Origin of the sequence: Paraburkholderia sp. GAS32, assembly GCF_050434225.1 — a bacterium.
In the GTDB taxonomy this organism is placed as follows: domain Bacteria; phylum Pseudomonadota; class Gammaproteobacteria; order Burkholderiales; family Burkholderiaceae; genus Paraburkholderia; species Paraburkholderia madseniana.
The window spans coordinates 104520-119808 of record NZ_JBNPVS010000012.1; the positions used below are offsets into that span (position 1 = coordinate 104520).

Consider the following 15289-nt stretch of genomic DNA (forward strand, 5'->3'; position numbering starts at 1 on the left):
CGCCTGCCCCAGAGCAGGCGCGCCTGTGCGCACCGTGCTCAGTCGCCAACAATAAGGAAGTAGCTTAATGAATCAGGCGGATCTCTGGATTCGACGCCTCCCCATCGCTTTTTTCGCAATGTTCGGCGGGACAGCATTTATCCTTTGTAATCCGGGCTATTTCTGGGACGACTGGGTCTGGATCTTCCAGGATCCGACTCAAATGATCCGGATCGGCAAGGAACTCGGCATCTGGTGGGGCGGTTACGCGACCAACTTCATCAATTCCCTGGCCTCGCCGTCGCTGGCGATGCGCGGTGTCGCGCTCGTCGCCTGGGTCGCGTCCGCGGCCGCGTTCGCTTATGTGTTGCGCAGCAGAAAACGCGTGCTCGGACCCGAGGCGTTCCAGTTGTTCCTGATCTATTGCGCGACCCACGTGTCGCTGGTCCGCTTCCTGACGAGCGTCGCGTTCTACAACGTTTACATCGCCGCGTTCTGGATCGGCGCGGCCGTTTTCGTCGCGAACAGCAGCCGCCACAAAGCGATCATCTTAAGCATTCCGTTCTTTTTCTTCTCGTTCTATCTGAACTCGCTGCTGCTGCTTTACGCGCTGATGTTCGCATTCCTGCTCTACGAAGACTTGCGTGGACAGGTGGCGCTCGCGCCGCTGCCGAAAGTGGCCGACGTCGCTCGCACGCCCCGCGTCATCGTGCCCGCATTGCGCGATATCGCGCGCCGCGGCCTGCCGCACCTGCTCGCGTTCGCGCGTAGAAACGCGCTGCTGATCGCGCTGCCGCTCGTCTTTCTGCTGACCAAGCGGCTCACGACGATCAAATCCCCACTGTACGATAGCTACAACGAAATCGCCCGCCACGAAGTGCTGTCGACGATTGTCACGTCGTTCACGCTCGTCGCGCCGGTGCTGCGCGACTTCTTCTCATATGCCGTTTCGCATACACCCGGGCCGCTGGTCGCCGGTGGCGTGGTGATCTCGTTCGTGCTGCTGCAATTGCTTCCGCGTACGCAGGAACGCCCGACGCTGCGCTTCATCGCGATACAGGTCGTGCTCGGCCTGCTGCTGTTCGCGGCCGCCACGTACCCCTACATCGTCGTCGGGAAAGTGCCCGATCTCACGAGCTTCTACGAAAGCCGACACATCATGCCGGCCATCGCCGGGCTGGATCTGCTGATCATCGCGACAATCAATTGCGCCGACCTTGCATTCGGCGGATGGCGAGTGTGGCGCTGGTTCGGCCGCAACCTGCTGGTCGCATATGTAGTGGGCGCGTCGGTCGGCAGCGCGTTCAACACGGGATCGGAGTTGTGGCGCGACTGGTTCCGTCAGATCGCGATCATGGACTTCGTCCGCGATCACCAGGCCGAGTTGAAAGACGTGCGCACTTTCGTAATCGACGACAAATCGTTCGACACGCGGATCGGCAACCGGATGGTCTGGAATTACGAATACACTGGCAACCTCATTACGGTGTACGGCACGCGCGACCGCTTCGGCGTCGGGGTGACCGAATACACGGACTGGAGCCCTGCGGTGCCGCTGCTGACCAATACGTTCCTGCGTCAGCGCTACAACATCGCCAACCTGGACTTCAGGCAGCCGCACGCGATCATCACGCTGTATAACGGACTCGTGCCGTTCAAGACGCTGCATGTGCTTGAAGTGGTAAACATGTATCTACACGGCGAAAACTGGCGCCGCGAAGCCGATCGCTTCACGACGATCGACATGGCGTACGAGCAGATCGAGGCGGAAGACCGCGTCGCGGAAATGTATGCGATCGCGGAGCAGCTCGCGCGCTACAAGCGTGAACACGGCGCGTATCCAGCCGCAGTGCCGCTGGCGGCGAACGGAACCCCGTATCGCCAGATACTATCGAACAAGCCTGTGCCGGCCGAAGTGCATGGCGACATTCCAAGCCTCTTTCCGGACTACATGGCGCGCCCCGCCACGATGCAACCCCATCCGCAAGGCACGCCGGAATACGTGTATATCTCGGACGGCCAGGACTACAAGCTGATTTACGCAAACCCGCCGGATTATGCATATGCAAAGCAGTCCCATCCGGCGCTGATCGACCGCCAACGGCAGGCCTATGGCGTCTGGACGCTCGGCGCTCGTGCCTGGTGAAGCCCTAATATGAAGTGGATCAACATGCTATCCTTAGGATAAACTCAAATAGCGGCGTCCTCCATACGGCGCTGTGAGAGTCACATGTCCGTGAACGCCGAAATGACGCGCGTTCACGCCATGTCTCCCCACCGCTCTATGCAGCGCGAAACCTCGCCATCAGTGGCTGACACTGATTAGTTTGGCGTGCCGTGTATTTCACGCGCATCGCCTCCGGCCTAAACATCCCCACGTTTTCATTGCAGTAAGATCATGACGAACTTCGACAATATCGATAGCCTAAGCGTATCGTTCGACTCAAAGATATCCGACGTCATTGCTCGGATTCAGGCGAGCGGCCCAGTGGCCTGCGCACTGCTGTTCGACCACGACAAGTTCGTCAACATCATCACGGACGGCGATGTGCGGCGCGCATTTCTCGAAGGCAACAAGCTCGACGACGCCGCGATCGAAATCCACAAGATCAAGACCCGCAGCGCACGCCCAGCGCCGATCACAGCGAGCGTGCATTCGTCGCGCGAAGAGCGGGAAAATCTGTTCCGCACGCATTCGCTGCGCCAACTGATCCTGACCGATGCAGACGGCAAGCCGGTTTCCGTAATCGATCACCACGCGGTTAATCACGCGCCGAATTACATTGACCGCAGTTTCACGGCGGTCGTGATGGCAGGCGGCTTCGGCACACGCCTGCGTCCGCTGACCGAGGACATGCCGAAACCTATGCTGCGCGTGAACGGCCGGCCGATGCTCGAGATCAGCATCGAAAAGCTCGTCAACCATGGCGCTAGCCGGATTTTCATCTCAACGCACTATCTGCCTGAAAAAATTACCGAACACTTCGGTAATGGTGAAAAATTCGGCGTCGAGATTCAGTACGTGCACGAGAAGACCCCGCTCGGCACCGGCGGCGCGCTCTCGCTCGTGCCGTTCCACGACGAGAATACGCTGGTCTTCAACGGCGACATTCTGACGAATCTCGACATCGGAATGTTCCTTGCATTTCACCTGCGCAGCAATTCGGCAATGACCATTGCTGCAACGCAGTACAGCTTCCAGGTTCCGTTCGGCGTGATTAGCGAAAACAATTCGTTTGTTACGCATATCGAAGAGAAACCGAACTTCAGCTTCCTCGTGAATAGTGGTATCTACTTTCTGTCGAAACGCGTGTTCGACACGCTTCCGGCGTCGGGCCACTACAACATGACAGATGTCGCTCACAATCTGATCAAATCGTCGCTCCCGGTGTCGTGCTTCCCGATCTTCGAACATTGGCTCGATGTTGGCCGGCCCAGCGACTACGAGCTCGCTTCGAAGATTTTCTAGGCGAAGGACCGGTATGAGCAACATGACCGACGTCGAACACCGAGCGCGGCGCCGGTGAGCAGCGTGTCCCTGCGCCTGCAGTCCATTTCGCGCGATCTTGCTCTCGTTCTGTCGCTGCGGCTTTGGCAAGCCAGTGCCGGCCTGCTGACCACAATCCTCGCAGTGCATTTCCTGTCGCCGGAAACGCAGGGCTGGTACTACAGCTTCATCAGCGTCGCCGCGCTCTACACACTGTTCGACCTCGGCCTGTCGATGGTGCTCGTGCAGGTGTCGGCGCACGCGTTCACTGGGCTGCACTGGAAGCCCGACGGCAGTGTCGAAGGCGAAGCCACTCCCTATTTCCACGCGCTCGTCCACAGCGCATTGCGTTGGTACGCGCTGACTGCGCTGGTCTTCGCGGTCGCGATCGTGCCTGGCGGCATGCTGTTCTTTGATTCGAAAAATTCGGCCACAATCCACTGGGTCGCGCCGTGGCTCGTGCTGTGCGGACTAACCGCGGCCGGCCTGCTCATCACGCCGTTCCTATCGATTCTCGAAGGCACAGGGCAGATCAGCCGCGTGTACGCACTGCGGCTGTCGCTGGCGGTCTGCGGATCGATTGCCTGCTGGGCGACGCTGGCCGGCGGCGCGGGCTTATGGGCAACCGTGATGGTGCCCGCGGCGACGCTGCTGATCCCATTGATATGGCTGGTCCGCTACCGGCGCGGTCTGTTGCAGATCGCATCGCTCAGCGCGGGGCACGGCTTCGACTGGCGGCGTGAAGTCTGGCCGCTGCAATGGCGGCTCGGCATCAATCTGCTGTGCGGCTATCTACTCACGCAGATCAACATTCCGATCCTGTTCCATACGCAAGGCGCGGTGATCGCCGGTCAGCTCGGGCTGTCGCTCGCAATCGTCAACACGCTCGGACTCGTCGCGCAATCGTGGATCACGCGGCGCGTGCCGCTGATGGCGCGCGCCGCCGCGATGCGCGACTGGCCAACGCTTGATCACATGTTCAAGCGCGACTTCACGATGTCCTCGGTGATTTTCGTCGTGATGGCGGTCGGGGTGCTCGCCATGGACCTGCTGTTCGCCGACACGAAATACGCACACCGCGTGCTGCCGTTCTGGCAACTGGCGGGCCTGCTCGTGTTCGTGTTCAGCAACCAGTTGATCGGCGGGCTCGCCGCGCATCTGCGCAGCTTCCGCCGCGAGCCGTTCATGTCGACGCTCGCGACCACCACGATCTTCACGCTACCGCTCATCGTGTGGGCGGCGGCGCATTATTCGTCGGCGGGGCTCGTGACCGTTCTCGCAGCAGTCAATCTATTCCTGAACCTGCCCATTGCCTTCCTCATCTGGTGCCGGTGCAACCGGACTTGGAGACAAGATTCGTGACCGTTGAAGCCTCACCTCTGCTGACCATCGCTATTCCGACTTTCACGCGGGCGAATTATCTCGAACTGAATTTGCAGAGTCTCGTCGAAGAGTCGCGTTCGCTCGCACCCGGCGTGCTCGAAGTGATCGTGTCCGACAATCATTCGACCGACTCGACGCCCGAAGTCGTCGCGAACGCAATCGCGCAAGGCTTGCCGGTCCGCTATATCCGCAACAAGATCGATATCGGTTCCGACGCGAACATCGCGCAGTGCTTCAACGAAGCGCGCGGCCATTACGTGCAGATCATGGGCGACGACGACATTTACGTCGCCGGTACACTGTCGTATCTGATCGATCATTTGGAGAAGGCGGAGTACGGTGTGGTCTGCCTGCGTCCGTTCGGCTATGAAGTGGACCCGATCGCCGAGCATCCGGGCGGCGACGCCCGCGTCGAACAGTACGATCAGGTCGGCGATTTTCTCGCCGCAATCGGACCTTACATCACGTTCATCTCGTCGTGCGTAATCAACCGGCGTGTTCAGCAGGATATCGATGCGCGCCAGTTCTGCGGCAGCAATCTGGTGCAGGTGCACCTGGTCGTCAACGCGGCATTGCAAGTAGGCCGGAACATGTATCTGAAGCGCTATATTCTCGCTTGCAAGCGCGCCAACTCGGGCGGCTACGATTTCTCCGAGGTCTTCGTCGAACGGCTTGGACGCATTCTGGATTCCTACCGTCCCGCCGGCCTCAGCGCACATGCGATCGAGCAGTTCGAAACGCGGATGCTCAAGTCGTATCATCCTTTCAATCTGGTTCGGCAGCGGCTCGCACGGCAGGGCGATCTACGAGAAACGTACCGGCGTTTCTCGGCGCGCTTTGGCAAGCGGCTGCTGTTTCGGTGCTGGGTCGCGCCGATCATCCGCTGGCCGCGTCCGTTCGCGTTGGCTTGGGGCATGATGGCGACGCTGGTCGGCCGGCTCGCGAACGGCGACCTGCGCCGCGGCGCGCATTTTATGTGGAACAAGCTGCGCCGGCGCAATCCGCCTGCGTCGTAACGACGGTACGGGCGACCGGCGGCGACGCAGCTTGCGCACAAAAGATGAACCGAGTGCCTCGTTCCAATGGTCCCGACTGGCGGCAATTCACATGAGCCATAAAAACCTCGAAATCGAGCGGTTGCGTGCAGTCGCGGTGCTGCTCACGATCATCGTTCTCGCGCCGTTCAAGCAACTGTTCAGCCCGCATCTGTACTCGCCGTTCACCGGCGTGGATCTGTTCTTCGTGATCTCCGGTTCGTCGTATCGCGCTCGTTCCTCGCGGCGCTGCTAGAGACGCTCGGCGCGTCGCCGGTCGAGCGTCTCGAACACTGCAAGCAGCCGATCATCGCGTCCTATCTGCGGCGGGTCTTCCGAATCGCTCCGTCCGAGTTTTCTATATTTTTCTGTACTGGATTGTCGCGGTCGTGATGAAGACGACCGGCAGCATCGCGATCTTCGCGCGGCCCGCCGACATCTTTCGCGAAGGCGTCGCGTTCGCGGGCGGCATCTACAACTACGCGATGGTGCACGGCGGCATCCCAACCAACATATCGCACTACTACAGCCTGTCCATCGAAGAGCATTTCTACCTGCTGGTACCGTTGCTGCAGGTGCTGTGCGGCCGCACGTCTGATCGGTTGACGGTGTTGGCGATCGGTGTTTGTCTGGTGCTGTTCGTCGCGCGGCCGATGACGGCGGTCAGCATCGTCGATCTGTCGCATACGCGTTTCGACGAACTGCTGTATGGCGTGATCATCGCGCTGCTGGTCGACAAATACCGGCATCTGCCGGTGTGGCGATTCGAGACCATCGCCGATGCAAGCGCGGACCGTCCGTCCGCGCTAATCGACACGCTGAGCAATGCGCGCGTGCGCGCAGTGCTCAAGACGCTGGTCGGCCTCGGCTTCTGTCCGCTGCTCGCGCTGCTGCCGGGCGTGCTAAACACCGATATCCTCGGCGGCGCTTCAAGGCAGTTCCTTTTCTCGAGCGCGGCGTTTTGCGGCTATGCGCTGGTGTCGGTCGCGCTCGTGACCCTCGCATCGCTCGAACGCGGCTGGATACTGAACATTCCCGGCCTGACCGGCGCACTCGAATGCATCGGCGCGCGCTCGTACTCGATTTACCTCGGCCACGTGCTGCTGATCCTCGTCTACAACGATCTCTACTTCCGCTACTACGAACAGATTTCCGATTTTCTCAAGCTGACGTGCACCGGCTACGCGTTGCAGTTCGTGCTGTTTCTCGCGATCGCATTCGCGCTCGCAGAGACCACCTACCGGCTCGTCGAGAAGCCGTGTATCGGCGTCGGCAAACGGGTCATCGGTTCATTCATGGAGGCTCGGGCATGAACCGTCACATTAGACTCTCAGCCGCCACGTTGCTGTTCGTATCGCTGCCGGGATTCGCGCAATACGACTACAACGACGACTTCACGAAGGCCGTCGCCGCGCACTATCCACCTCTGGTGCGCCTGTTGATCACGAAAGGTGGAAAACAGAATGTGCAGGATGCTGCCGGCGATACGCCGCTGATGCAAGCGATCCGCTCGCGCGACCGCGAAATCACTGATTTGCTGATGCAGTATCAGCCCGACCTGTTGCCCCTGAACACCGGCAATCACTCGGCCGCCACCGAGGCCGTGCTCGCGGATGACGCCGACAGCCTGCCCGCCGTGCTGGTGCGCGACGATCCACTGCAAGTCGCGCAATCTCTCGGCCTCGCGACGAAGCTCAACAAGCGCCGCGTGCTGAACCGTTTCGCCGACCTGTTCGGCGCGCCGGCCGTCGACGAAATGGGCCACCGCTTCCTGAGCTCGCCGCTCGCGTATGTCGAACCGGGCAGCCGGGTCGCGTATGCGTTCTCGCCGGCGGAAGACCGTCCGGGCGTCTGTGCGAAACCCGCGACGAAGCTGTTGCTGCAAGGGAAGATCTGCAAGGTGGACGGCAATACGGTCAGCGTCGAACGGCAATTGCTGTCGAACCTCGACAACGAAGATATGCATTGCTCGCCACAGAAGCGCCTGCATTTCGCGCGCAAACAGGACGCCGGCTGGAGTGTGAAATTCCTGGGCTCGTGCGGCGTTGCGCCCGAGTATTTTTCGAATCTACCGGCGTCGTTCGACTACCGGCAGTTCATCGTACCGGAACTCCGCTGACGCGCGGCGCGTGCTTCACGCCTAGCGGAACAGATGAAGCGCCGCGTGCTGGAGCAGCATAATCGTCTTCGCATCGGTGATCTCGCCGCTGACGATCATGCCGAGCGCGCGATCGATCGTCAGTTCGACGACGGCGATGTCCTCGCCTTCGTCGATAAGTCCGCCGCCCGCGTCGACCCGGTCGGCCTCGGTGTACGGCGCGACGAAGCCGTGCACGACATGCGTCACGCAGCCCGGAATCATCAGCGCTTCAAACACCTTGCGCATCTCGCCGACGCGATAGCCGGCTTCCTCGGCCACCTCGTCACGCGCGCGCACTTCCGGCGCCGAGCCGTCGAGAAATCCGGCGGGCGTCTCCAATACCCAGCCGCTTTCGCCGCGCAGATATGCGGGCAATCTAAACTGGTTCACGAGGATCACCGTGCGCCGCGCGAGATCGTAGAGCAGCGCGGTCGCGCCGTCGCCGATATGGTAGATCTCGCGACTCAGAACCTGCTTGCTGCCGTCGTCGCGTTCGTACTCGAAGGTTTGAAAATCGAGTCGTTGCCGCTTGCTGGACAACGCGTCCACCGACAGCATCCGGATGCGCTCACGCTTTGACATTGTCGTTCTCCTTGCTCAGCGAAACGGGAATGACCCTGGGCCTCGTCAACGGCCTTCGAGGCACAGGCGCAGCGCGTCGCGCCAGTCCGGCGCGCGAACCCCGAACGCAGCAGCGAACCTGTCGTTCGACAGCCGCGAATTGGCCGGCCGCGCGGCCGGCGTCGGATAGGAGGCTGCGAGAATCGGCTTGACCAGCGGACGCTTGTTGCCGCCCGCCAGTTCGAAGATCGCCTCGGCGAAACCGTGCCACGACGTCGCGCCAGCCGCGGTCAGATGATAGACGCCCGAGTGCGCGCGCCACCAATCGCGAACCTCGTCCGTATCGCCGACGACGGATTGCGCAAGCACGTTCGAAGTTAGCGACGCGATCGTGTTCGCCCACGTCGGCGCGCCGTGCTGATCGGCGACGACGCTCAGTTCGTCGCGCTCCGCGCCGAGCCGCAGCATCGTCAGCAGGAAGTTCTTGCCACGCGTGCCATACACCCAGCTTGTGCGCAGGATCAGATGATCGCATCCGGTGTCGGCGATCGCCTCCTCGCCCGTGAGCTTGGTCCGGCCGTACACGTTTTGTGGACCGGTCGGATCGCTCTCGACGTACGCGCCCTGCTTGGTGCCGTCGAACACGTAATCGGTGGAGTAGTGGACGAGAGCGGCGCCCACGCGCCTGGCTTCCTCGGCGAAGACGCGCGGCGCGTCGACGTTGAGCTGCGTGGCGCCCGAGATGTCGGTTTCCGCCGCATCGACCGCGGTGTACGCAGCCGGGTTGACGATCAACGCCGGTTTAGTCGCGCGCACAACCTCGCGAATCTGCTGCGGGTCGCGCAGATCTAGCCGGCTGCGGTCAAGGGCGACGATTTTGCCCAACCCCTGCAAGTTGCGTTGCAATTCGAAACCGACCTGACCGTTGGTGCCGGTCAGTAACACGACGCGCTGCTCACTCATGGCCTACCCCGTTAATCCGGTAATTCGGCGTCGGCCAGCCGCAGTGCAGCGGCGTCTTTCGTGGCCAACAGCGGTTCGCCGTCGAGCGGCCATTCGATGCCAATCTGCGGATCGTTCCACAGCGTGCAGCGCTCGTGTTCGGCGAACCAGTAGTCGGTCGTCTTGTACAGCAACTCGGCCTGCCCGGACAATACCGCGAAGCCGTGCGCGAAACCGGCCGGAATCCACATCTGCCGATTGTTCCGCGCGCTCAGCCGCTCGCCCGCCCATTGACCGAAGGTCGGTGAGCCTTTGCGGATATCAACCGCGACGTCGAACACTTCACCCGACACGACGCGCACAAGCTTGCCCTGCGGCCGCACGAGCTGATAGTGCAAACCGCGCACGACGTTCTTCGCGGACAACGAGTGGTTGTCCTGCACGAACTCGACCTTGACGCCGAGCGCTTCCGCGAATTCCTTCGCGTTGAAACTTTCGAAGAAAAACCCGCGGGCATCCTCAAACACCTTGGGTTCGATGATTTTCACTTCCGGCAGCGAGGTCGGAATGACGTTGAGCTTCATACGAGAGGATCCGAAACGAGTTTGAGCAAATATTTACCGTAGGCGTTCTTCACGAGCGGTCTGGCGAGCCGTTCGACCTGTTCCGCGCCTATCCAACGCTGACGGAACGCCACTTCTTCAGGGCACGCGACCACGAGGCCTTGGCGCTTCTGCAAGGTCGCGATAAAAGTCGCCGCGTCGATCAGCGAATCGTGCGTGCCGGTATCGAGCCATGCGTAGCCGCGCCCCATGAGCTCGACGCTCAGCTTGCCGGCCTCCAGGTACGTCGAATTGACGTCGGTGATTTCGAGCTCGCCGCGCGCGGACGGCCTAATGTCGGCGGCGATGTCGCAGACGTCGCGATCGTAGAAGTAAAGACCCGTGACCGCGTAGTTCGAGCGCGGTGTGAGTGGTTTTTCCTCGATCGAAAGTGCGCGAAAATCCTTGTCGAACTCAACAACGCCGTATCGTTCGGGATCCTGCACGTGATACGCGAACACGGTCGCGCCGTCGGTGCGCTGGTTCGCGTGGCCGAGTTGGCTCGCGAGATCATGGCCATAGAAGATGTTGTCGCCAAGAATCAGCGCCGACGCCTCGTTGCCGACAAACTCACGGCCGATTACGAACGCCTGCGCGAGCCCGTCCGGCGACGGCTGCACCGCGTATTGGAAATTCATTCCCCACTGGCTGCCGTCGCCGAGCATCGCCGCGAAACGCGGCGTGTCCTCGGGTGTCGAGATGATCAGCACATCACGGATGCCGGCGATCATCAGCGTTGACAGGGGGTAGTAGATCATTGGTTTGTCGTACACCGGCAGGAGTTGCTTCGATACAACCTGCGTGATCGGGTACAGGCGAGTGCCGGAACCGCCGGCAAGAATAATGCCTTTGCGCGCCATCTCGAGCCCTTATGACCGTTGGGAGTAGTTCGTTTCGACCCACTTCCGATATTCACCGGAAGCCACTTCGTCGACCCACATCTGATGGTCGAGATACCAACGGACCGTTTTTGCGAGTCCGGTCTCAAAGGTTTCCGCCGGCTTCCAGCCGAGTTCACGTTCGAGCTTGCGCGCGTCGATCGCGTAGCGGCGGTCGTGGCCGGGACGGTCCGTCACGTAGGTGATCTGGTCGCGGTACGAGGCGCCCGCCTTAGGACGCAACTGGTCGAGCAGGTCGCACAGCGTATGCACGACGTCGAGGTTCTTCTTTTCGTTCCAGCCGCCAATGTTGTACGTCTCGCCCGGCGTGCCGCGCGCGAGCACTTCGCGGATCGCGCTGCAATGGTCGCCGACATACAACCAGTCGCGCACATTCTGACCGTCGCCGTACACCGGCAGCGCCTTGCCGCCGAGCGCGTTGGCGATCATCAGCGGAATCAGCTTTTCGGGGAACTGATACGGGCCGTAGTTGTTCGAGCAGTTCGTGGTGAGCACCGGCAAGCCATACGTGTGATGGTAGGCGCGCACCAGATGGTCGGAACCCGCCTTGGTAGCCGAATAGGGACTATTCGGCGCGTACGGCGTGGTTTCGGAAAATTGCGGATCGGTAGCGGACAGCGAGCCAAACACTTCGTCGGTCGAGACATGCAGGAAACGGAACGCGGCCTTGTCGGCCTCGCCGAGCGCATTCCAGTATTGACGGGTGGCTTCGAGAAGCGTGAAGGTGCCGACCACGTTGGTCTGCACGAAATCTGCCGGGCCATGGATCGAACGGTCCACATGGCTTTCAGCGGCAAAATGCAACACGGCACGCGGCTTGTACTCGCAGAAAAGCGTGTCGAGCACGGCGCCATCGCAGATATCGGCGCGGACGAAGACATGTCGAGGATTGCCCTGTTCCGATTTAAGCGTACCCAGATTGCCGGCGTAGGTCAGCTTGTCTACATTCAGAACCGCTTCGTCCGACGTACCGAGCCAGTCGAGCACGAAATTGGCGCCGATAAAGCCCGCGCCGCCTGTTACCAGGATCATGAAATATCCTTCCAGATGCAGTGGCGGATCGACTCGGCCTGCCGACGCGCTCACCTAGCGTTGTGGTGTTCACTGTGTGTCGACGCCCGCGGCAACCCCTGCCCCTCGCGGACAGACGCTGAAACGCCGATCTTATTAAGGCCCGATTATAGAGCCGCGCCGGTCAAAACCCGAGCCCCAACAAATTGAAACAACTTGATAAAACCGGTTTCCTGTTAGGTGCGAGCAGGACAATTGACATAATGGGCGGCTAATCTTCCCTACGCCGCCAACATCCACCGCAGCGTATCCATAAACGGAATCGCCTCAACCTCCGGCACCAGCGAGCGCAGCTTGGCGGGCGACCCAGCCAGCATCTTCACGTCGGTTTGTCGCACGAACGCAGGATTGACCTGAATCTCGAGCTCATGTCCGGTCAGTTCACTCGCCGCCGAGAGAATCTCCCTCAGCGTATAAGGCGTGCCGGTACACACATTGACCGTTTCAGCAGCGGCCTCCGAGTCGAGCAAAGCCTCATAAGCGTTCGCCACGTAGCGCACGTCCGAAAAATCACGCGCCACATCGATATTGCCGAGCTCGATCGCCGGCTCGCGTCGCGCGAAATGCTCGACGATCTTCGGCACAAGGAAGTTCGATGTCTGCCCGCGGCCCGTGTAGTTGAACGGCCGCACGATCAGGATAGGCAGGCGGTCGAACCAGGTCCGCACCATCGTTTCCATGGCCGCCTTGCTGGCGGCGTAGTGGTTCACTGGCGTGACGGGGAAGGTTTCGTCGATGGCGTCGCTGGTGACATTGCCGTAAACATTCGCGCTGCTCGCGATCAACAGCTTGCGGGGCGTATGGCCGACAGCCGCACAGGCCTCCAGCAGATTCAGCGTGCCGATCACGTTGACGCGGTAAAAGTCGAGCGGATCGTTATGGCCCACGAAGCTGATCGCCGCCAGATGCACGATGTAGTCGGGCCGCGCGGTTTCGATCACGCGCCGGCAGGCGTCGGGCGACGTAATGTCGAGCCTGAGGCGCGTCGGCGTTTCAGGCTCGTTGCGCCCGGCCACCGTTTCGATCACGGTATGGCCGCGGCCGAGCAGATTGTCGACCAGATAGCGGCCCGTGAAGCCACTCGCCCCGGTGATGAGCGTGCGGATAGGTTGATTCGCATGAAAAGACGACATGCTTTCTCCGTTCACGAGGGTGATCCTGTTGTGGTGCAATATCGCGCGCGGCCCTTGCGGTGCGCCTGACGCCCCGGGAATGCCACTTGCTGGCCGCTCCCGACGGCGCTTGCCACGATATCCGTGCATCAAACGGGCTATTATGTCACGCTAATTTGCTGCACCGCCCAACGCGGCACGCCTTGTTCGTAACCGCGTGTATCGAACTGCACCGACTTCTTGATGACATCCTCCACCGCTTCCACCGTCGCTTCTCCTGCCGCGTTTAGTGCCGGATCTAGTGCCGTTCCGCAGCCGCACCTGCTACCACTCGCTTTCGGCGACCTGCAAGGCTGCCGAAAGCCGTTCCAGCAACTGCTGGCCAAAGCCGCGCCGCCCGAAGGCACGCCGCTGTGGTTCGCGGGCGACCTGATCAACCGCGGCTCCGAATCGCTCGCCACGCTGCGCGACATCATCGCGCTGGGAGACCGTGCGGTGCCGGTGCTGGGTAACCATGACCTGCATCTGCTGTCGGTGTCGGCGGGGATTCGCAAATCGAAGAAAGGCGACACGATCGACGACATTCTCGCCGCACCGGATGCCGCCGATCTGCTCGACTGGGTCCGCCATCGTCCGATCGCGCATTTCGATAACGGCATGCTGATGGTGCATGCGGGCGTGTTACCGCAATGGGATGCCGCCCTGACGATGGAACTCGCCGACGAATTGCAGCGGGCGCTGCGCGCGCCGAACTGGAAGGAAACGCTCGCGGGACTCTACGGCAACGAGCCGAATCGCTGGACGCCCGGCGTCAAGGGTATCGAGCGGCTGCGCCTGACGTGCAGCGCATTGACGCGCATCCGCTTCTGCAATGCCGAAGGCGCGATGGATTTCAGCAGCAGCGCAGGTCTGAATTCCGCGCCGCCGGGCAACATGCCGTGGTTCGACGTGCCGTCGCGCAAGACCGCGGACATCACGGTGGTGTTCGGCCATTGGGCCGCGCTCGGTTTGACCTTGCGCGACAACCTGATCGGGCTGGATTCCGGCTGCGTCTGGGGTGAGAAACTCTCGGCCGTGCGCCTTGCGCAGAATCCCGCGGAGCGCACGCTGACGCAGGTCGACTGCGAGGCGTGCGGCACGCCAGGCGGCAACTAAGCCGACCCGCTAAGCCGCCCCGTTAAGCCGACCGGCCGGACTGGTCGACGGGTTCGATCAGCGCCGACGAAGCGTTGGAAGCATCAGAGGCGTTGTGCGTGTAGGGCGCGCTGTACGCGTCGGCCGATGAAATCGACGCCGCGATCGCAGCACCGGACCTCGTCATGCCACCCTGCATCTCCCGCAGCGCCGCTGCAATCACCCCTTCCGCCTCCGCCGCCAGCGTACGCCGATCCGCACCCGGCGCGAGCGGCGCGCCGACATACACGTGCGCGGTCAACGGCCCGCCGCTCAACAGCATGTTCAGCGAATCAGCCAGCGTCAGATCGTCGATATACGCCGGCGCGGTGGATTGCCGGCCCTGTGCATCTTCATACATGATGCACAGCGGCTGCACCGGCGCCGAGGCCGACACGGCGGCCTGGAACATATTCGCGTGAAACGGCAGTAGCGCCAGACCGTTCGTCGTCGTCCCTTCAGGAAACACGCACATCAGCTCGCCCGCGCTCAGGCGGTCGGACAGCTCGTGCATGATCCGTTTCGCGTCGCTGCGCTTCTCGCGCTGGATGAACACCGTGCCCAGTTGCTGCGCCAGCCAGCCGACCACCGGCCACTGCCGGATCTCGGCCTTCGAGACGAACGGCGTGGGCCGCCACGCATTGATCACGTAGATGTCGATCCATGAGATGTGATTGGCGACCACCAGCACGCCGCGGTCAAGCCGCGCGCTGTCGTTATGCACGACGAGCCGCATGCCGCATAGACGCAGCATTTTCAGCGACCATTCGCGGTTGAGCGTCTGCCGGCCATCCGCACCGACCTTGGAAAAGCGCGTCGCAACGATCCACATGCCATGCAGCAGATGGGCGACGAGACGGGCCTTGCGCAACGCAAGCTTCATCAGATTTGCTCCGAGAAACCCCG

15 protein-coding genes are annotated in these 15289 nt (G+C 61.5%); 8 read left to right on the plus strand and 7 right to left on the minus strand.

Going from position 1 to position 15289, the window contains the following annotated elements; all coding sequences use genetic code 11:
- Window positions 1-67 precede the first annotated feature (67 nt).
- From P3T25_RS16940 to P3T25_RS16970, 7 genes are all read left to right on the plus strand, one after another.
- Window positions 68-2125: a hypothetical protein gene (locus P3T25_RS16940; protein WP_429358443.1), complete on the plus strand. Its 2058-nt coding sequence runs from the start codon at window positions 68-70 to the stop codon at window positions 2123-2125.
- Window positions 2126-2377: 252 nt separating this feature from the next.
- A complete protein-coding gene (locus P3T25_RS16945) occupies window positions 2378-3448 on the plus strand; it encodes a nucleotidyltransferase family protein (RefSeq protein ID WP_429358444.1) in 1071 nt (356 codons plus the stop codon).
- 63 nt (window positions 3449-3511) lie between these two features.
- Complete coding sequence (locus tag P3T25_RS16950) at window positions 3512-4828, plus strand: hypothetical protein (protein ID WP_429358445.1); 1317 nt, start codon at window positions 3512-3514, stop codon at window positions 4826-4828.
- Entirely contained in the window at window positions 4825-5865 is a 1041-nt protein-coding gene (locus P3T25_RS16955; protein ID WP_429358446.1) for a glycosyltransferase family 2 protein, read from the plus strand. The genes P3T25_RS16950 and P3T25_RS16955 overlap by 4 nt, the downstream gene beginning before the upstream one ends.
- Before the next feature lie 91 nt (window positions 5866-5956).
- On the plus strand, window positions 5957-6139 hold the full coding sequence (locus P3T25_RS16960) for a hypothetical protein (RefSeq protein ID WP_429358447.1): 183 nt from the start codon (window positions 5957-5959) through the stop codon (window positions 6137-6139).
- 133 nt (window positions 6140-6272) lie between these two features.
- Complete coding sequence (locus P3T25_RS16965; protein ID WP_429358448.1) at window positions 6273-7196, plus strand: acyltransferase family protein; 924 nt, start codon at window positions 6273-6275, stop codon at window positions 7194-7196.
- A complete protein-coding gene (locus tag P3T25_RS16970) occupies window positions 7193-8002 on the plus strand; it encodes an ankyrin repeat domain-containing protein (protein ID WP_429358449.1) in 810 nt (269 codons plus the stop codon). Before P3T25_RS16965 ends, P3T25_RS16970 begins: the two co-directional genes overlap by 4 nt.
- A gap of 21 nt (window positions 8003-8023) precedes the next feature.
- On the opposite strand, the gene P3T25_RS16975 is transcribed toward P3T25_RS16970, so the two are convergent.
- The 6 genes from P3T25_RS16975 to P3T25_RS17000 form a co-directional block, all read right to left on the minus strand.
- Window positions 8024-8605: a GDP-mannose pyrophosphatase gene (locus P3T25_RS16975; protein ID WP_429358450.1), complete on the minus strand. Its 582-nt coding sequence runs from the start codon at window positions 8603-8605 to the stop codon at window positions 8024-8026.
- A gap of 45 nt (window positions 8606-8650) precedes the next feature.
- Entirely contained in the window at window positions 8651-9547 is an 897-nt protein-coding gene (gene rfbD, locus P3T25_RS16980) for a dTDP-4-dehydrorhamnose reductase (protein ID WP_429358451.1), read from the minus strand.
- A gap of 11 nt (window positions 9548-9558) precedes the next feature.
- Entirely contained in the window at window positions 9559-10110 is a 552-nt protein-coding gene (gene rfbC, locus P3T25_RS16985; RefSeq protein ID WP_429358452.1) for a dTDP-4-dehydrorhamnose 3,5-epimerase, read from the minus strand.
- Window positions 10107-10988 carry a glucose-1-phosphate thymidylyltransferase RfbA gene (gene rfbA, locus P3T25_RS16990; RefSeq protein WP_429358453.1) on the minus strand — a complete coding sequence of 294 codons (882 nt, stop codon included), beginning with the start codon at window positions 10986-10988 and terminating at the stop codon, window positions 10107-10109. Before rfbA ends, rfbC begins: the two co-directional genes overlap by 4 nt.
- A gap of 9 nt (window positions 10989-10997) precedes the next feature.
- Window positions 10998-12059, minus strand: coding sequence for a dTDP-glucose 4,6-dehydratase (gene rfbB, locus P3T25_RS16995; protein ID WP_429358454.1), 1062 nt, complete (start codon window positions 12057-12059; stop codon window positions 10998-11000).
- A gap of 260 nt (window positions 12060-12319) precedes the next feature.
- On the minus strand, window positions 12320-13231 hold the full coding sequence (locus P3T25_RS17000; RefSeq protein WP_429358455.1) for a GDP-mannose 4,6-dehydratase: 912 nt from the start codon (window positions 13229-13231) through the stop codon (window positions 12320-12322).
- 222 nt (window positions 13232-13453) lie between these two features.
- On the opposite strand from P3T25_RS17000, the gene P3T25_RS17005 reads away from it, so the two are divergent.
- Entirely contained in the window at window positions 13454-14365 is a 912-nt protein-coding gene (locus tag P3T25_RS17005) for a symmetrical bis(5'-nucleosyl)-tetraphosphatase (protein ID WP_154560276.1), read from the plus strand.
- Window positions 14366-14387: 22 nt separating this feature from the next.
- On the opposite strand, the gene P3T25_RS17010 is transcribed toward P3T25_RS17005, so the two are convergent.
- On the minus strand, window positions 14388-15266 hold the full coding sequence (locus tag P3T25_RS17010; RefSeq protein ID WP_429358456.1) for a lysophospholipid acyltransferase family protein: 879 nt from the start codon (window positions 15264-15266) through the stop codon (window positions 14388-14390).
- Between the last annotated feature and the right edge of the window lie 23 nt (window positions 15267-15289).